At 40.5% G+C, this 18,292-nt stretch carries 15 protein-coding genes; all 15 read right to left on the bottom strand.

Annotation, left to right across the window (positions count from 1 at the left end):
* Positions 1–874, bottom strand: an 874-nt coding sequence (locus AB1488_10575) for a radical SAM protein (GenBank protein MEW6410533.1), incomplete at its 3' end; no start/stop codon positions are given.
* A gap of 52 nt (positions 875–926) precedes the next feature.
* The gene (ftsZ, locus tag AB1488_10570; GenBank protein MEW6410532.1) at positions 927–2,129 is read right to left on the bottom strand and encodes a cell division protein FtsZ; all 1,203 of its coding nucleotides are present in this window, start codon (positions 2,127–2,129) and stop codon (positions 927–929) included.
* Between the two features lie 25 nt (positions 2,130–2,154).
* Positions 2,155–3,387: a cell division protein FtsA gene (gene ftsA, locus AB1488_10565; protein ID MEW6410531.1), complete on the bottom strand. Its 1,233-nt coding sequence runs from the start codon at positions 3,385–3,387 to the stop codon at positions 2,155–2,157.
* A complete protein-coding gene (locus tag AB1488_10560) occupies positions 3,380–4,333 on the bottom strand; it encodes an FtsQ-type POTRA domain-containing protein (GenBank protein ID MEW6410530.1) in 954 nt (317 codons plus the stop codon). Before AB1488_10560 ends, ftsA begins: the two co-directional genes overlap by 8 nt.
* Positions 4,330–5,346 (bottom strand): D-alanine--D-alanine ligase, encoded by a 1,017-nt coding sequence (locus AB1488_10555; protein ID MEW6410529.1) that lies wholly within the window; start codon positions 5,344–5,346, stop codon positions 4,330–4,332. Before AB1488_10555 ends, AB1488_10560 begins: the two co-directional genes overlap by 4 nt.
* Positions 5,339–6,214 (bottom strand): UDP-N-acetylmuramate dehydrogenase, encoded by an 876-nt coding sequence (gene murB, locus AB1488_10550; GenBank protein MEW6410528.1) that lies wholly within the window; start codon positions 6,212–6,214, stop codon positions 5,339–5,341. The genes AB1488_10555 and murB overlap by 8 nt, the downstream gene beginning before the upstream one ends.
* 29 nt (positions 6,215–6,243) lie before the next feature.
* Complete coding sequence (gene murC / locus AB1488_10545; protein MEW6410527.1) at positions 6,244–7,626, bottom strand: UDP-N-acetylmuramate--L-alanine ligase; 1,383 nt, start codon at positions 7,624–7,626, stop codon at positions 6,244–6,246.
* Positions 7,627–7,740: 114 nt separating this feature from the next.
* The gene (murG, locus tag AB1488_10540) at positions 7,741–8,835 is read right to left on the bottom strand and encodes an undecaprenyldiphospho-muramoylpentapeptide beta-N-acetylglucosaminyltransferase (GenBank protein MEW6410526.1); all 1,095 of its coding nucleotides are present in this window, start codon (positions 8,833–8,835) and stop codon (positions 7,741–7,743) included.
* A 7-nt stretch (positions 8,836–8,842) separates the two neighbouring features.
* Entirely contained in the window at positions 8,843–10,030 is a 1,188-nt protein-coding gene (ftsW, locus tag AB1488_10535) for a putative lipid II flippase FtsW (protein MEW6410525.1), read from the bottom strand.
* A complete protein-coding gene (gene murD, locus AB1488_10530; GenBank protein ID MEW6410524.1) occupies positions 10,023–11,450 on the bottom strand; it encodes a UDP-N-acetylmuramoyl-L-alanine--D-glutamate ligase in 1,428 nt (475 codons plus the stop codon). The genes ftsW and murD overlap by 8 nt, the downstream gene beginning before the upstream one ends.
* Positions 11,447–12,259, bottom strand: coding sequence for a D-alanyl-D-alanine carboxypeptidase family protein (locus tag AB1488_10525; protein MEW6410523.1), 813 nt, complete (start codon positions 12,257–12,259; stop codon positions 11,447–11,449). The genes murD and AB1488_10525 overlap by 4 nt, the downstream gene beginning before the upstream one ends.
* Before the next feature lie 52 nt (positions 12,260–12,311).
* Positions 12,312–13,397 carry a phospho-N-acetylmuramoyl-pentapeptide-transferase gene (gene mraY / locus AB1488_10520; protein MEW6410522.1) on the bottom strand — a complete coding sequence of 362 codons (1,086 nt, stop codon included), beginning with the start codon at positions 13,395–13,397 and terminating at the stop codon, positions 12,312–12,314.
* Positions 13,398–14,786 (bottom strand): UDP-N-acetylmuramoyl-tripeptide--D-alanyl-D-alanine ligase, encoded by a 1,389-nt coding sequence (gene murF / locus AB1488_10515; GenBank protein MEW6410521.1) that lies wholly within the window; start codon positions 14,784–14,786, stop codon positions 13,398–13,400.
* A 72-nt stretch (positions 14,787–14,858) separates the two neighbouring features.
* A complete protein-coding gene (locus tag AB1488_10510) occupies positions 14,859–16,415 on the bottom strand; it encodes a UDP-N-acetylmuramoyl-L-alanyl-D-glutamate--2,6-diaminopimelate ligase (GenBank protein ID MEW6410520.1) in 1,557 nt (518 codons plus the stop codon).
* The gene (locus tag AB1488_10505; protein MEW6410519.1) at positions 16,412–18,184 is read right to left on the bottom strand and encodes a penicillin-binding protein 2; all 1,773 of its coding nucleotides are present in this window, start codon (positions 18,182–18,184) and stop codon (positions 16,412–16,414) included. Before AB1488_10505 ends, AB1488_10510 begins: the two co-directional genes overlap by 4 nt.
* Positions 18,185–18,292 lie beyond the last annotated feature (108 nt).

Below are 18,292 nucleotides of genomic sequence, written 5' to 3'. Positions count from 1 at the left end.
TCCGAACTATTTTTATTATACTCTCTTGACTTCTATATCTCGGTGGTCTGTAAATGAACCCTGCCATGCAGAATCGACATCCTCTACCACATCCCCTGTTAAGTTCGACAAGCATCATATCACCAAATTCTGTATTTGATGTAGTTATCCTGTTTAATACCTCAAGCCTGTTTATATCCTTTGTCAATCTCCTGGTTACTCTGAGAGGAATATCCTTTTCAGCGGTTACTGTTTTAATTGTTCTGTCATCGTTGTAAGAAATACTATATAAAGAAGGCACATAGATGCCAGATATAGAGATTGCGAGTCTTTTAAAAAAATCATCTCTGTTCTTTCTGGAGAAGCTCTTTCCACCCTCTCCTTTATAGAACTCTATGAACTCATCAATCAAATCCTCACCTTCACCCACAAAGACCGCATCGAAAAAATCTGCTATGGGCTCGGGGTTGAAAAATGCAGATATACCACCCAGTATCATAATTGGATGATTGTTTCGATCGTCTCTTTTTAATGGTATTCGAGCAAGATTTAGCATCTTGATGATTCTTGGGTAGTCGTTTTCAAAAGATACGGAGAAAGCAATAATATCGTAATCTCTTATATACTTCTGCGATTCGATTGTAAAGAGCTGTGTTCCTACCTTCCCAAATTCTTCAATATCTTCATCATCTGGATAGAAGACCCGCTCACAGACAACATCATTCCTTCTATTAAAAAGCCAGTACGCTGTCTGGAAGCCGAGATTTGACATACCTACATAGTAGGTATTAGGATATGCAAGGGCAACTGTGATTCTTCCACCATGTTCCTTGTAGATTGTTCCATTTTCATCTTTCAGGAGTCTCTTTGCCTTATCAAAAAGTCTGCGACTCACATATATGTTCCTCCCCCTCGGTTCTTAATCCTTACCCCTTACTCCTTAATCCTTATTTCTCTGCCCTTCTTCTGATAAATGTTGGCACATCAAGATCGTCATCGTACTCTATACCTTCCCTTTCCAATTCTTCTTTATCAAAGAGTGATGTCTCGGAGTTAAAGATAAAATCTGGATCTTTACTCAAGACCGAGCGAGGCACCTCGCCATTAGATCTCTTAGGAAAGGAAACTGTTTTCTTTACATGGATATCTGAAACAACAGAAATAGGACGCACAGAGGATTGTTCATTATTCGACTTGCCATCAAATCCTGTTGCTATCACTGTCACAACGACATCCTCTTTCATATCAGGATTTATCACAGAGCCGAAGATAATGTTTGCCTCATCATCAGCAGCCTCCTGTATAAGTGTGGATGCCTCATTTACTTCATAGAGAGAGAGGTCTGTTCCTCCTGTGATATTAATCAACACACCTTTTGCACCATTTATTGAGCCTTCTTCTATAAGTGGACTTGCTATTGCCTTCTGTGCTGCCTCCAGCGCCCTGTTTTCTCCGCTACCTTTCCCTGTTCCCATCACTGCCCGTCCCATACCATACATGATAGTCTTTACATCGGCAAAATCGAGATTTATAAGCCCAGGAATCATAATAAGGTCAGATATTCCTTGGACTGCCTGCCTCAATACATCATCCGCCACCCTGAAGGCATCAATAACACTCGTATTCCTGTCTATAACATCAAAGAGCCTCTGATTTGGTATTGTTATAACAGTATCTACATGTTTTTTTAATTCTTTTATACCCTCCTCGGCATTCCTTGCCCGTTGTCTTCCTTCAAAGATAAAGGGCTTTGTCACAACAGCAACAGTTAGTGCACCTAATTCCCTCGCTATGTTAGCAATCACGGGTGCAGCCCCTGTTCCTGTGCCACCTCCCATACCTGCTGTAATAAATATCATATCCGAACCAGAGAACATCTCCCCGATTAATTCACTGTCTTCAATGGCTGCTTGTCTCCCTATCTCTGGATCAGAGCCTGCACCGAGCCCTTTTGTGAGTTTTGCACCTAATTGTATCTTTGTCGGTGCAAGCGATGTTCCAAGGGCCTGAAGATCTGTGTTAGCCGCGATAAAATCAATACCTTGAAGGTTAGAGGCGATCATTGTGTTTACAGCATTGCCTCCTCCCCCTCCAATCCCGATAACCTTTATCTTTGCAGCATTTTCTATTTTTTCCTCTAATTGAAACATAGCAATTCCCTCCTTCCTTAAGTTCCTAAAGGAAAAATCCCTCAAACCATTCTCTCATCCTGCCGAGAACCCTTCCAAAGATGTTGTCTCCAGAGAATCTCTTTCTCATGCTTTCTTTCGCTTCACCTGCACCATAAAAGACAAGACCTACACCTGTCGCATACATAGGATTACTAACAACATCTACGAGACCACCAATATTAGCTGGAATACCCCTTCGAACAGGGAGGTCAAGAACCTGTTCTGCTACCTCTGGTATGCCTTCCATTATTGCTGTACCCCCTGTAATAACAGCACCGGATGCAATCATATCTTCATAACCTGTTCTTTTGATCTCACGCATTACCAGTTCAAATATCTCTTCTGCCCTCGGTTGAATAATCTCAGAGAGATTTCTCCTTTGTAATATCCTTGGTAAACGGCCCCCGACACCTGGAACCTCTATGGTCTCATCTTCTCGAACAAGCTCTGTATAGGCACATCCATATTTTTTCTTTATCTTCTCAGCCTCTATACTCGGAGTTCTTAGTCCTATTGCAATATCATTTGTAAAATTATTTCCACCAACTGCAAGTACCCCTGTATGCCAGATACCTCCTTCGAGAAATATCGCAATATCTGTAGTACCACCACCTAAGTCGATGACAACCACACCGAGTTCTTTTTCTTCATTAGACAATACCGCTTCTCCAGAAGCCAATGGTTGTAAGACTATATCCATTACATCAAGCCCTGCCTTCTGACAGCTCCTTATAAGATTCTGCACCAATGTGACAGCACCTGTAACGATATGAACCTCTGCCTCAAACCTCACACCACTCATGCCGAGTGGCTCTTTTATGCCTTCCTGCTCATCGATTATATATTCCCTCGGTAACACATGAAGAATTTCTCTATCAACAGGTATAGAAACAGCCGCTGCTGCATCTATCACCCTTTTTATATCGGATTCTTTTATCTCTTTATCCTTTATGGCAATTACACCCCGACTGTTAAATCCCTTTATATGTCCTCCTGCAATCCCCACATACACACTCCTTATATCCTCACCTGACATAAGTTCAGCCTCTTCAACAGCCCTCCTGATAGAATCTACCGTGCCTTCTATGTTAACAACAACCCCCTTCTTGAGTCCCCTCGATGGATGTGAACCGATGCCAATTATATCAATACTCTCATTACGAATTTCTCCAACAATCGCACATACCTTTGTTGTCCCAATATCAAGTCCTACAACAAGATCGTTCTTCTTACCCATTTCTATATTCTCCGATAATGTTAGAATCCTTTACAATCTTTCTGTGGCGTCCTTTCCGTGGAATCGACTCAGTTTGATCTGAGAGTGGACGAATGATCACCTTACCAGGGAATCTGAGATCTATATAGCTTGCTATGAGTCCTTTATTCTTTATCTCTGATTCAATATCCTTCAGTTTCTCAAGCTTTCTGGAATAATTTCCTATTCCTATCCTGATCTCAACTCCATTCAAATAAAGTATAATATTTTCTGGATTCTCTGCATTTACCGATACTTCATCCAGAGAAGTTATATCCCCTATAATCCCCATCGTCTTAATTGTCTTAATCAGACCGATTGCCTCGAGTGCACCTTTAGAATCCAACTGTACTCCTTCGCGCAATTTCTCAGAATTTACGCCAATTATTACTGGTAGCGAAAATATACCCTTTTCCTGTAGCTGTTTAAGTATAACCCCTTCACTGTCAGCAAGATAAAGATTCCCATTACTATCAATAAATGTTAAAGGTTCTCTTTCCTTTATAGTAATCTCGAGTCTGTCTGGAAGTATGCGGGATAAAGATGCATCCATTACCCATGGAGAGGAGAGCAGGCTTTTTTGTTTTTCCTTCAATGAAAGCCGCCATAAATCATCTCCTTCCTTTACCTTCACCAGGTTAAAGATATCTTCCTTTGATATATGGATATTTCCTTTAATATTTATATAACGAAGATCAAAAAGGTGAAGATTCGCAAAGGCATGATATGAAGCATAAATAAGATAGCCGATAGGGATAAATACTATAACTAATAGCAGGGCTATCAACAGGGTGGCAAATTTTGATCTCTTCTTGTATGAAGCAGACGGTTCATATCTCTCAAGTCCCAAAAATCTTCGATTTTTGGGAAACCCCTTCTGTGGGGGGCTTTTATCTTTCCATTTTTTCCTGTTATTTATAATATTCAAGGGGTGGCTTTCCTTTTTTTAGGGGTTCCCTTTATTGCACCCAACAGGATATTCTCAACAAGACTCTTAAAATCTATCCCTGCAGCCAATGCTATCTTAGGCAAAAGACTTGTTGCAGTCATACCAGGTAGTGTATTAACCTCAAGCATATATGTCACCCACTCCTTATCAACTATCGTATCAACCCTTGTCGCACCACTACACCCCAATGCCCTGTGTGCACGGAGTCCTATATCCAGTATATCCCTATAAACAGCCTCTGGAACTTCAGGTGGAAGTATATATTCTGTCTTCCCTGCAGTATATTTTGCCTCATAACTGTAAAAACCTTTTTTGGGTCTTATCTCAACCGAACCAAGTGCCATATCATTGAGTATCCCTACAGATATTTCTTTACCATCTATGTATTTTTCGATGATGGCCATTTCCCCAAAACTGAAAGCAGTATCCATAGCACTCTTGAGTTCAGCTTCGTCAGAGACTATGCTCACACCTATGCTTGAGCCTTCGGCAGCAGGTTTCACAACCCATGGAAATGGGAAGTCAATAGTCTGGAGTTGATAGTCGAGAGTCTTTTGACTGACAACTGACGACTGACGACTTATGACTACAAATGGTGGCACTGGTATCCTGTGGTATTCGAACATCTTTCTGGATGCTATCTTATCCATAGCCAGCGCCGATGCAAGCACACCTGAACCTGTATAGGGTATACCCATTACCTCAAGAAGCCCTTGAATTGCACCATTTTCCCCGAAACTACCGTGAAGTGCAATAAATGCAACCTCTATCTTATTTTGTATAAGCACCTCTGCTATGTTTCTTCCTACATCTATCGCAAATACATTGTAACCCATTTCATTCAGTGCATCCTTTATCGCCATACCCGTCCTGAGCGATACCTCCCTTTCCGTGGATAACCCACCCATCAACACACCTATTCGCTTCTTCTTCAACTCCTTAATCGTCTTCGTCTGATATCTGTCTTCTGTCTTCTGTCTTCTGTCACTCATCCCCAACTATCTTTATCTCCAGTTCAAGTTCTATGCCCCTTGCTTCTCTGACCTTTTTTTTTATGAAACCTATCAGTCCAATAACATCTGATGCTGTAGCATTCCCTGTATTTACAATAAAGTTGGCATGAACATGACTCACCTCTGCACCACCTATTTTCTTACCCTTTAGCCCAAGTTCATCGATTATCTTTCCAGCAGTATACCCGCTGGGATTTTTAAATATTGAACCAGCACATAAAACCCATTTAGGCTGATTAGCAGACCTTTCAGCAAGAACTTTATTTACCCTTTCTTTTACCCTGTCAGGATCGTCTTTTACCAGTTTCAGTATTGTCGACAGAATAATCCATCCATCTTGAATATTAGAACTCCTGTAGCCAAAAGAAAGTTCATCCTTCCTCAGTCTCCGCATCAAAGTATTCTCTGTCAGAACGGTAACAGTCTCTACTATATTCCCTATCCCTTTCTCAGCAGTACCAGCATTCATACAGATGGCACCACCAATGCTTCCAGGTATACCAGATAAAAACTCTATACCTGAAAATCCATGACTTATAGAAAACCTTATCAGATCTGATATGGATGCCCCTGCCTGAATATAAATGAGTATCTCATGCTCACATTCTTTAACAATTTTCATTGAGTTAAGATTCATGAAATTTATAACGACACCCTTTATACCACCATCCCTTACCAGCAGATTAGTGCCTTTTCCAAGAATAAATACAGGCTGATCCTTTGACCTTACATCAGAGACTATGTGTTTCAGTTCAGGCAGGTTATCAGGAAAGACCATCATTTCCGCAGGTCCACCAATCCTGAATGATGTATGATTGCTCATTGGCTCATTGTATCTTATTTCCAACTCTAACCCCTTCCTTAACTTTTAACTTCTCACTTTTCACTTCTCACTTCTAACTTCTTTAGTATCTCTTCTCCTATTTTCCATACATCTCCTGCTCCAAGTGTTATAAATATATCTCCGTCTTTTAGTTCTTTAATAAGATACCTTACAATCTTCTCTTTATCCCCTATATAGATTACATCTTTATGACCATGTTCTTTTATGCCCTTGTAGAGATTATACGCAGAGACCCCATCTATCTTTTCTTCACCTGCAGGGTAGATCTCTGTAAGGACAAGTTTATCTGCTAAATAAAATGCTGTTGAAAAATCCTCCATCAGGTCTTTTGTTCTTGTATAGCGATGGGGCTGAAACAACACAACAGTCCTCCTGTCCCATCCATCCTTTGCTGCACTCAGTGTCATCTTTATCTCCGTAGGGTGGTGTCCATAATCGTCTATTAACATTATACCGCCAACAATCCCCTTCAACTGAAACCTTCTATGCACACCGTTAAAATCTGCAAGTGCCTCACGGATAGTCTCAATATCGATTTCAAGTTCCAAACCTACTGCGATAGATGCAAGGGCATTATAGGCATTATGGACGCCAGGAAGATTTACTTTGAATCTGCCTAAACTTCTATCCTTGGATAGTGCCTCAAATTCCGTTACCATCTCACGCACCTTTATATTTTTTGCCACAAAATCTGCCTGTGTTGAAACTCCATAGGTGGCGTATCTCTTTGTCATAAATGGTATTAGACTTTGTATGTGTTTATCATCGAGACACAGTATAGCCACACCATAAAAGGGCACACTGTTTATAAATTGAAGGAATGCCCTTTTTATTTCCCCTATATCCTTATAGAAATCAAGGTGTTCTCTGTCTATAGTTGTAACTACAGCAATTGTGGGACTGAGGCTCAAGAACGATCCATCACTTTCGTCTGCCTCTGCAACCATAAAATCTCCCTGTCCGAGCTTTGCATTTGTCCCGAGTATGTTAAGTTTCCCTCCTATGACTACCGTTGGGTCAAAACCACCTGCACCAAGCACAGATGAAATCATAGATGTTGTTGTGGTCTTTCCATGTGCTCCTGCAACAGCCACACCATATTTAAGCCTCATCAGTTCTGCCAGCATTTCTGCCCGTGGTATAACAGGTATGAGTCTCTCCTTTGCCGCGATAATTTCAATATTCTCTTTTTTGATAGCGGAAGATACAACCACAACATGTACCCCTCTGATATTCTCTGCTCTGTGTCCTATATATATTTCTCCACCAAGGTCTCTCAATCTCCGTGTCACATCTGATTCCTTGATGTCAGAACCACTAACGATATAACCAAGATTAAGCATCACTTCTGCTATACCACTCATACCGATACCACCAATCCCGACAAAATGTATGTGTTTAATCTTCCTGAACATATTTAACTTTTAAACTCTTCGTGTTTGAGAAAATAGGTCAGCCCCGTATTTAATACGGGGTTGCCTGACTATCCGAGGCAAGCCTGTCCTGGCGTCAGGCCAGGGATGCCTCGGCTATTTTTTCTGAATCCTATAAATCAGGTCCACCACCTTTTCTGCAGCATCACTCCTTCCAAGCATTGATGCCTTATTACTCATATCCTCCAATCTTTTTTTATCTTGAATTAGTGATAATACCATCTCAGCGAATTTCTCTACATCTATATCTCTTTCAAGAACTACTTCAGAGGCACCGGAATCTGAGAGAACTCGTGCGTTTATCTCCTGGTGATTTGATGCGGCATAGGGATACGGTATAAGGACTGATGGCTTTCCAGAGATTGTTATTTCGGAGATCGTTGAAGCACCAGCACGGGCAATAACAAGGTCGGCAACCGCATATACAGAAGCAATATCTTCTATAAACGGAATAACCACTGATTTAAATCCCTTTTTATTGTATTCATCAACAACCCATGGATGATCTTTATCACCTGTTTGATGAATAATCTGCAAATGATTTTTTGCACAAGAGAGATATTCCGCCGCCTCAACTATCAAGCAGTTAATCCTGTGTGCTCCCTTACTGCCACCCACCACAAATACTACAAATAATCCTTCATCAATACCCATCTTCCTTAATGCCTCTTCCTTCGAGATTGTCCTGAATATTTTCCTCGTTGGATTTCCTGTAAATGTAACCTTCTTCGTGGAAAAGAAGCTTGCTGATACAGGAAAACTTATCGCTACCGCATCAACGAACCTACCCAGTATCCTGTTTGCAAGTCCTGGGATTGAATTCTGCTCGTGGATCAATGTTGGAATACCAAGCAAGCAAGCAACCTGCACTATGGGACCTGAAGAATATCCACCAACCCCGACCACTACATCTGGCTTAAAATCCTTTATAATATGATAAGATTTATAGAATGCCACAGGAAGCTTTGTCAAAGCCTTCATTTTTCCTCTAATGCCGAGACCTACTATTCCCTTTACATCGATCATCCTTAATTGATAACCTTCCTTAGGTAATACCTTCTGTTCTATCCCGTAAGGTGCACCTACAAAAAGGATCTCGTTGTTCATATCTCTTTTCTTTAACTCTTCTGCGATAGCAATTCCAGGATAGAGATGACCACCTGTCCCTCCACCTGCTATTATTATACGCATAAATGGTTCACCATTGGGCTGTCCCTTTTTGATCACAAGAAAATCTCTGGATTTTTTGGAGTGCTACTCTTCTCACACTCAACAATATCCCGATAGCAGTCATACTCACTACAAGGGAAGAACCACCAGCGCTTACGAATGGCAGAGTAATCCCTTTTGTTGGCAATAGCCCTGTAACAACTCCAAGATTCATAAGCGCCTGTCCACCGATCATTATGGTTATCCCGAGCGCAAGATACATACCGAATACATCACTTGCTCCTAATGCTATCTTCAAACCTCTCCATATTATCAGAGAGAACAGAAGTATTACTGTTATTCCTCCCACAAAACCAAGCTCTTCTCCAATCAAAGAAAAGATAAAATCTGTATGAGGTTCTGGGAGATAAAATAGTTTCTGTTTACCTTCACCTATACCAACGCCAAAGAGCCCACCGCTTCCAAGTGCAAGGAAAGATTGCACCATCTGAAAACCCGCACCTGTAGAGTCATTCCAAGGGTCAAGAAATGCAATAATCCTCTTTTTTCTGTATCCTGTACTGGACAATATCTTATAGATATAAGGCAGTGAAATAAGGGCAAGTGTAAGTATATGAGTAATTCTTGCACCTGCTATAAACAGGAGCACTATAATGCACAAACCTATTACGAATGCTGAACCAATGTCAGGCTGTCGCATTATCAGTATCTGGAATATCGTCAATACTACAATCGCTGGAAGAAAACCATATTTAAAATCCCTTATCACATCTTCTTTCCTCTCTATGTAATATGCGATATATATAATCAGACTGAGTTTTGCTATCTCTATAGGCTGAAAAGAGAATGACCATGCCCTGAGCCATCTTCTTGCGCCATTTATCTCGCTTCCAATCCCTGGTATCAACACAAGTATCAGAAGTATCAGAGATAATATCAATAAAAATACAGTTGTACCCTTGAGCTTTGTGTAATTGAGTCTCATGCCAATGAACATACCTAAAAGTCCAATAGCAACCCACATTAGCTGATTTCTCAGAAAATAATACGGGTTACCATATTTATTCATAGCCATCACTGCACTGGAGCTGTAAATCGCCGCCAAACCAATACCGATTAATGCGAGGGTTGCCATAAGGATTATATGGTCATAATGATAACCCCTGAGATTAATCCTTCTATGAAAAGTTAACTTATCGTGCATTAATCTATACATTAAATCCTTCTGTCATTCCTTTTAAATTCTTAACCGACTCCTTAAACTGTCTCCCCCTGTCTTCATAATCTTTAAACATATCAAAACTCGCACATGCAGGAGACAGCAATACCACATCTCCCTTAACAGATAGCACTGATGCTATTTTTACTGCTTCACTCATCGAATCAGCGATGCAGGTATCAACGAGATCTCCAAGTGCAGCTTTTATCTTGTCCCTTGCCTCTCCAATAAGAACCATCGCCTTAACCCTTTCTCTGACGGTTTCCCTGAGAAGAGTAAATTCTCCACCCTTATCCAATCCTCCTGCTATTAGTATAACAGGAGCAGTGAAACTCAAGATTGACTTTTCAACAGCACCTACATTTGTCCCCTTTGAGTCATTTATATAGGCCACACCATCTATCTCAGAAACAAACTCTATACGATGTTCAAGGCCATCAAATTCTCTAAGGGTTTTTCTTACAGACTCTAGACTTATTCCTGTAAGCATTGATGCAGCAACTGCTGCCATTGCATTTTCGATGTTATGGATACCCTTAATCCTCAGTTCATTAAGAGAACAGATAAGTTCTTTTTTACCAGATGATTTATATATAATTTCTTCACCATTTAGACAAACGAGGGGGGTATTTTTTCTTGCCTGTTGTCTGTATCGCGAAAATAAAACTATATTTGAACACGCCCTTCTTGTAAGAGAACATGTGAGAGGATCATCTGCATTCAATATAAGAAAATCATTTTTATCTTGATTGGTGAATATCCTTGACTTAGCTGTCATATATTCATCCATATCTTTATATCTATCAAGATGATCTGGTGTAATGTTCAGTATACATGCGATATGCGGCTTGAAGTCTTTTACACCCTCAAGCTGAAAGCTTGAGACCTCGGCTACCACATAGTTGAGAGTTGAGAGTTGAGAGTTGAGAGTTGAGAAAATATCACAGAGGGCATTGCCAATATTTCCACCAACAAAAACATTTAATCCAGCACCCTTAAGTATCTCTCTGATTAGCATGGTTGTAGTAGATTTTCCATTAGTCCCTGTTATCGCTATAAAGGGAACATCAATAGAGTTATATGCGAGTTCAAGTTCACTTATCACAGGGATATTATTCCTGATTGCGATCGAAAGTGGCCCTATACCCATAGGAACCCCTGGACTTATAACAATCATATCTACATTAGTGAAGATATCAGGCTGGTGTCTTCCAAGAGATGTCTTTACTCTTTTATCTAATCTTTCAAGATAGGTTCTAAGATGAACAGCCTCTTTAATATCAGTTATTGTTACATCTGCTCCTTTTGAGACAAGTAGATTTGATGCAGATACGCCACTTCTTGCGGCACCGACCACAGTTATCTTTTTACCTTTAAACCCATTTCTCTCATTAAAGGTTTTCCTGAGGTCGTTCATAACATCCTCCTTGAGATAATATCGAACCCTTTCTCAAATAAAAGTCTTGCGTCTTCCCATAGATTTTTGCTCCCGAGAAGGGCAATTATAACGCTGCTTCCGTTCTTTGATGCCTCACCTACAAAACAGTGTTTTGCAACTTTTGTATATCCTGTCTTCCCACCTGTTGCACCATCATACATCCACAGCAGTTTATTGGTATTTCTGAGTAACACCTTCTTTCCCTCAGGTTCTATTACTGCGATACGTGTTCCAACAATCTCAGCAAACTTTGGATTCTTCATGGCGTAATCCATTATCTTTACAAGGTCTGACACAGTTGTATACTGTCCTTTTCCTGGAAGGCCTGTAGAATTGATAAAGTGGGTATTCTTTGCACCTATATCCTTCACCTTTTTATTCATCAAAGTAACAAACGCCTTTTCACTGCCTGCGATACTCTCAGCTAATGCGACCGCTGCATCATTACCTGATTTTAAAAGGGATCCCAAAAGCAGTTCATCAACAGTAATGCGGTCTCCTTCATGTAGCCCTATCTTACTTAATGGAACTGATGCTGCATTCTTGCTTACCACTACCATCCTGTCAAATCTGTCTGTCATTTCGATAGCAACAATCCCCGTAACTATCTTTGTTGTGCTTGCAGGAGGATGTCTGAGTATAGTTTTTTTTGCATAAAGGACATTTCCTGTTTTTGCATCTATCGCAATAGCAGATTTAGCTGTCATATCACCTGAATGGGGTGCCCCTGCTATAGCGTGGTTATGGATTACCATTATCCATATAAATACAAGCATCCTTAATCTCATGCTATAACCTCCTATTCCGATCCCCAAAAATTTTCAATTTTTGTGGTACCCCTTATCTTAGTTTAAGCGTGCTTAACGAAAGGAGCGCAAGCATTATACCTATAATCCAGAATCTAACGAGAACCTTTGGCTCAGACCAACCTTTAAGTTCAAAATGGTGGTGTATCGGAGCCATTTTGAATATCCTTTTCCCTCCTGTAAGTTTGAAATAACCTACCTGAAATATAACCGAAAGTGCCTCTATTACAAATATCCCTCCAACAATTGCAAGAACGATCTCATGTTTCGTAATAACCGCAAGGGTGCCAAGAGCACCTCCGAGACCAAGGGAGCCAACATCACCCATAAAGATTTCTGCTGGATAGGTGTTATACCATAGAAAACCCAAACAGGCGCCAAGCATAGCTCCACAAAATATTGTCAGTTCACCCATTCCAGGCATGTATAATACCTGAAGGTATCTTGCAAACTGGGCATGTCCAGAGACATACACAAACCCTGCATTGGCGGCTGCTGCGATGCCAACCAGTCCTGTAGCCAGACCATCTATACCGTCTGTGAGATTTACTGCGTTTGATGAGCCAACTATAACAAGTATGGCAAATGGAATGTAAAACCATCCAAGGTCTATGAGCCATTTTTTAAAGAATGGGATACTGAGCATGGAGGTGTAAGGGTCCTTCGGGTCAAAATAAAGTATCATGCCTATGATTAACGCAATGATTAACTGCAATACAATCTTGTATATACCTTTCATGCCTTTTGAGTTACCCTTTTTTATCTTAAGATAATCGTCGATAAATCCAATGAGACCAAAACCTCCAGCAGCTAAAAGCACAATCCATATGTATCTATTCGTAAGGTCAGCCCATAGAAGTGTAGGGATAAATATAGCACCGAGTATAAGCAATCCTCCCATTGTAGGTGTTCCTTCCTTATTAATGTGGGTTTTCGGTCCATCATCTCTTATCTGCTGACCTATCTTGAGCGCCTTCAGTCTATTAATTACCCACGGACCAAATATAAAACATATCAGGAGTGCAGTGATAATAGCATAGGCAGTTCTGAATGTTATATACTTGAAGACATTAAATCCTATCCAGAATGTATGGAGTGGATATAAAAGATGATAAAGCATTCAGACACCCACCTTTTTAAACGAGATGTCACGTTCTAATGTTTCACGACCTCCGATTGCTTCGCAATCTTCGATTCTTTCAATGATTCTTTCCATTGCCATTGCCCTCGAACCCTTTACGAGCACGGTATCTCCTTTATCCGTTATATTCATGATGACCTCTGCAACATCTTCTGGGTCACCGAATAAAAGGACCGAGTCTTCCTGCATCCCTGCCTCTTTTGCCTTATCAGCAGCTATACTCATAAGCGTACCTACTGCGATAAATATATCGATTTTTTTAATATCTGCAATGTATGAACCTAATGCCTTGTGTGCATCTTCCCCAGCGGCTCCGAGTTCAAACATATCACCGAGAACAGCCACTGCTTTTCCATTACCTTTCATGGATAAAAGAAGTTCTATAGCAGATTCCATTGACTTGGGATTGGCATTATAAGAGTCATTTATTATCTTCCTTCCCTTTATTTCCAATATCTCAGAGCGACCTTTGACTGATTTAAACGACTCAAGCCCACTCTTTATCTTTTCTATATCTATCCCTAATGCAATCGCCACTGCATATGATGCAAGGGCGTTATAGATATTATGTCTCCCCGGCAGGGACAAATGGATGTCTTTTAGCACCTCCGCCTTTACATCTGCACTTTCTCCAAATCCAAAGGTCAATAGTCTGAAGTCTGAAGTCTGAAGTCTGAAAGAGGACAGATATGGATCATCTGCATTAATTATCAGTGTGTCACTTACAGATTCTGCAAGTTCCATCTTTGCTTTAAGAACATTTTCTATATTACCAAGTGTTGCAAGATGGGCAGGACCGATATTTGTGATAACACCTATTGTCGGTACTGATATTTCACAGAGTCTCTTTATCTCCCCTGTATTGCTCATCCCCATTTCTATCACTGCAATCCTGTGCGATTCTCTCAATCTGAGCAAAGTAAGTGGAACACCTATATGATTATTAAGATTTCCTTCGGTGCTCAAAACAGGCATCATTGTTTTTATAATAGAAGCAATCATCTCCTTTGTCGTAGTTTTACCATTTGTGCCTGTCACCGCCACAACAGGTATGTCAAACTTCATCCTCCAGTAATGGGCGATTTTCTGAAGTGCAGATAAGGTATCGTCTACCGTCATCACTGCCTTCTCCTTTAACTGTGAACCATGAATGGTGAACGGTGAACTTATTATCACTCCTGCTGCGTCATTCTTTGCAGCATCTTCAATGAAATCATGACCATCCAATCTGTTACCTTTCAATGCGATGAAAAGTTCTCCACTTTTTATTGTCCTTGAATCTATTGAGACCCCTGAGAAGACGGATCCTTTTTCTCCTCTAAGGAGTCTACCACCAGTTGCTTTTAATATATCTTCTACGGTAAACATCGGTTAAAGAAAAAATCAAATATCAAAATTACAATGCAAAATCCAAAGATAAATAATAAAAATTTTGAATTTTTATATGTCATTTTGGATTTTGATTTTTGCATTTTGATTTTTGCATTTTGATTTTATCATCTCCCTTGCCACTTTTCTGTCATCAAAGGGATATCTTTTTCCTCCGATTATCTGATAGTCTTCATGACCCTTCCCTGCTATAAGAACAGTATCACCTTTTCTGGCACAATTTATCGCATAGTTAATTGCCTCTTTTCTATCAGGAATGACGTAGTAATTATCTCCTTTTATTCCGGATATTATCTCATTTATAATCTCAAGTGGCTCTTCATCCCTCGGATTGTCAGATGTTATTATAACGATATCACTCAGTTCAGATGCGACTTTACCCATAAGCGGCCTCTTCCCCCTGTCTCTGTTTCCCCCACATCCAAAAATAGTGATAATACGAGGCGAAGAGTTCGGAGTTTGGAGTTTTGAATCTTGTGTTATAAGCTCCCTCGCAGTACATATAAGCCTCTCCAGTGCATCCTCTGTGTGTGCATAGTCAACTATGCATAGAAAGTCCTGACCGAGGTCAATCTTTTCAAGCCTTCCAGGAATACAGCCTTGACTCTTAATCCCATTGTTTATCGCATGAAGTGGAACACCAAGCGCAACACATGCTGATGTGGCTGCAAGTATGTTATAGATATTATGTCTGCCGAGCAGGGTTGTAGATGTCTCAAAACCTTCTGATGGTGTATTGATAGCGAGTGTAGTTTCGTTCTCTTTCATAGAAGGTAATAACCTCGCCATTACATCTGCCTTTTCATTTAAACCATAAGTTAATACATTTCCCCTAATGGTGCTGCTAAATTCGTTTATACATCGGTCATCTATATTTATTACTGCAAATCCTTCCCTTTTTATATAACCAAGGAGCATCCTTTTTGCACGGATGTACTCCTCTATACTACAGTGAAAATCTATATGATCCCGTGTGATATTGGTAAAAACTGCCACATCAAATTCACACCCATCTACCCTGTTGAGTGATAGGGCATGTGAAGAGACCTCTACAACAGCATGGGTTATACCGGAATTCACCATTCGGGACAGATACCTCTGCAGGTCTAATGATTCAGGGGTAGTATTTGGTGCTTCTATTATTTCATCATCTATAACATAGCCTACCGTCCCTAAAAGCCCGACATTTCTACCCCATTGGTGAAGTGCTGACCTTATCAGATATGATGTGGTCGTCTTACCATTTGTCCCTGTAATCCCTATGAGCCTGAGATTTTTAGATGGATGGTTATAGAATCTATCTGAAAGAAGGGCCAGTGCCCGTCTCGAATTTGGAACCACTATAAAGACTGTCGACTTTCGACTGTGGTCCTGAACTTGATTCAGGATCGATTGATGAAATTCCTCAATAACAATCGCTGATGCACCTCTGCTGGTGGCATCATGTATATAAAGATGTCCATCTTTTGAATAACCTTTTATAGCTACAAAGAGATTGCCCTTTTCTGTTTTTCTTGAGTCACAGGATATACCAGTGATTTCTTTATCCATATCCCCGTATACTTTTAAGGGTTCTATTGCTGAGACTAATTCTCTTAGCATCATCATTGAACCTCATAAGAATCATTACCATTAGCATTAGTAAAAACCACATGCATACCTGTATTTACAGGAATATTTAGATACGCCATAGACTGTTCTGCTATGTTCTTGAAGACAGGAGCAGCAACACGTCCTCCATAAATCTCACCCTTTGGTTCATCAACCACCACAATTATTGCCAGTCTTGGATCATCGGCTGGCACAAAACCAACAAATGAGCTAACATATTTCTGTTTTGAATATCTTCTGATGGAGAAATCGAATTTCTGTGCTGTCCCTGTTTTTCCTGCAACAGGATTTCCTTCTATCGCTGCACTTCTTCCCGTGCCTCCCTCCATAACCACTGTCCCCAATATGTCCTTGAGCACCTTTACAGTAGCCTCAGAGACTACCCTCTTGACTATACGGGGAGAAGTTTTATTTATAACTTTGCCTTCGTGGTCTCTTATCTCAGAAACAATGTAAGGCTTCATCAGATACCCATCATTTGCAATCGTAGAGAGTGCCATCAGCATCTGCAATGGTGTAACGGCTATCTCCTGCCCGATAGGAATCGCCCCCATAGATGTAGCAGACCATTTTGATGGTTCCTTCACCAATCCTACAACCTCACCCAAAAGGTCTATACCTGTCTTCTCACCAAAACCAAATAACTTTATATACTTGAATATTGCCTCTTTTTCAAGTCTCGCAGCAATCTGAATAGCCCCCACATTACTTGACTTCTGGATAACCTCGGCAAATGTCAGAACCCCATTTCTATGAACATCCCGTATAACTTTGCCTCCAACCTCTATCGCCCCACTACTGCAGTCGAATCTATCAGAAAGGTTTACCTTCCCTTCCTCAAGTGCGGCTGCTGCAATGATAAACTTAAATGTTGATCCAGGTTCATAAATATCTGTGATCGCTCTGTTTTTTCGTTCTGATGGAGGATAAGCTGCTGGAATATTTGGGTTAAATTCAGGTCTTACCGCCATCGCAAGTATCTCGCCTCTCTTTGGATCAGCGACGATGGCTACACTACCACTCGCACCTGTCTTCGCCATTACCTTATCTAACTCTTTTTCTGCAATATACTGTATCGTCTCATCTATGGTCAATATAATATCATTGCCAGGAGCGGGAGGTAACCCCTTAGATCGTGTAGAAAATATCTCTCTACCTGTTGCATCCCGTTCTACGATCTTCCATCCTCCTCCCGCTCTTATATACCTTTCATAGCTCAGTTCTATCCCTTCAAGTCCTTGATTATCAATGCCGGCAAAACCAAGTACCTGACCTGCAAGGAACCGTTTTGGATAAAACCTTTTACTTTCGGTAAGAAACCCGATCTCCCTATTGCTGAGATCGAGTTCCTTAATCTTTTCTACCCTGATTGGGTCGAGTTTTCTGTCTATCCATATAAATGGTTTTGGCTCCTCAAATCTCCTTATAAGATCTGAAGGATTCTTGTTCAATACTGCAGAAAGTTTTACAGCCACTGCTTTAAGATTTTCCATTTCTGAAGGAACACCATAAAGTGATTCGATATCCACATTTACCGCGAGTTCTCGCATCTTCCTGTCATATATCGTGCCCCTCTTTGGCTCAACTATTATTGCCTTGTAGTGTTGTTTATCTGCCTTTTTTGTGAGTTCATCGTGTTGAAGAATCATAAGATGAAAGAGACGGATTATAATAACGAAGAAGGATAAAGAAAGGATAATACCTATCATTATGGCACGATTCTTCGCACCTTCCAGACTTCTATTTATCGGTTTTTTTAACCACATATATATTTTTCCTGTCAGGTGTCGTAAGACCAAGATGGTTTGATGCTATCACCTCTATCCTCTCGGGTGCACTCAGTGTTGCTATCTCTATCTGCAATGCCTTCTTTT

Source organism: Nitrospirota bacterium, from assembly GCA_040756155.1.
In the GTDB taxonomy this organism is placed as follows: Bacteria; Nitrospirota; Thermodesulfovibrionia; order JACRGW01; family JBFLZU01; genus JBFLZU01.
The sequence above is the reverse complement of the archived record's forward strand: the minus strand, read 5'-3'. Positions and strand labels throughout refer to the sequence as shown.

Bases quoted from the DNA above. Each gene is read 5' to 3' on its own strand.
- ftsA (MEW6410531.1), bottom strand. From the start codon at position 3,387: ATGGGTAAGAAGAACGATCTTGTTGTAGGACTTGATATTGGGACAACA.
- AB1488_10505 (MEW6410519.1), bottom strand. From the start codon at position 18,184: ATGTGGTTAAAAAAACCGATAAATAGAAGTCTGGAAGGTGCGAAGAAT.
- murG (MEW6410526.1), bottom strand. From the start codon at position 8,835: ATGCGTATAATAATAGCAGGTGGAGGGACAGGTGGTCATCTCTATCCT.
- murC (MEW6410527.1), bottom strand. From the start codon at position 7,626: ATGTTCAGGAAGATTAAACACATACATTTTGTCGGGATTGGTGGTATC.
- murF (MEW6410521.1), bottom strand. From the start codon at position 14,786: ATGTTTACCGTAGAAGATATATTAAAAGCAACTGGTGGTAGACTCCTT.
- AB1488_10555 (MEW6410529.1), bottom strand. From the start codon at position 5,346: ATGAGTGACAGAAGACAGAAGACAGAAGACAGATATCAGACGAAGACG.
- mraY (MEW6410522.1), bottom strand. From the start codon at position 13,397: ATGCTTTATCATCTTTTATATCCACTCCATACATTCTGGATAGGATTT.
- AB1488_10525 (MEW6410523.1), bottom strand. From the start codon at position 12,259: ATGAGATTAAGGATGCTTGTATTTATATGGATAATGGTAATCCATAAC.
- murD (MEW6410524.1), bottom strand. From the start codon at position 11,450: ATGAACGACCTCAGGAAAACCTTTAATGAGAGAAATGGGTTTAAAGGT.
- ftsW (MEW6410525.1), bottom strand. From the start codon at position 10,030: ATGTATAGATTAATGCACGATAAGTTAACTTTTCATAGAAGGATTAAT.
- AB1488_10510 (MEW6410520.1), bottom strand. From the start codon at position 16,415: ATGATGATGCTAAGAGAATTAGTCTCAGCAATAGAACCCTTAAAAGTA.
- ftsZ (MEW6410532.1), bottom strand. From the start codon at position 2,129: ATGTTTCAATTAGAGGAAAAAATAGAAAATGCTGCAAAGATAAAGGTT.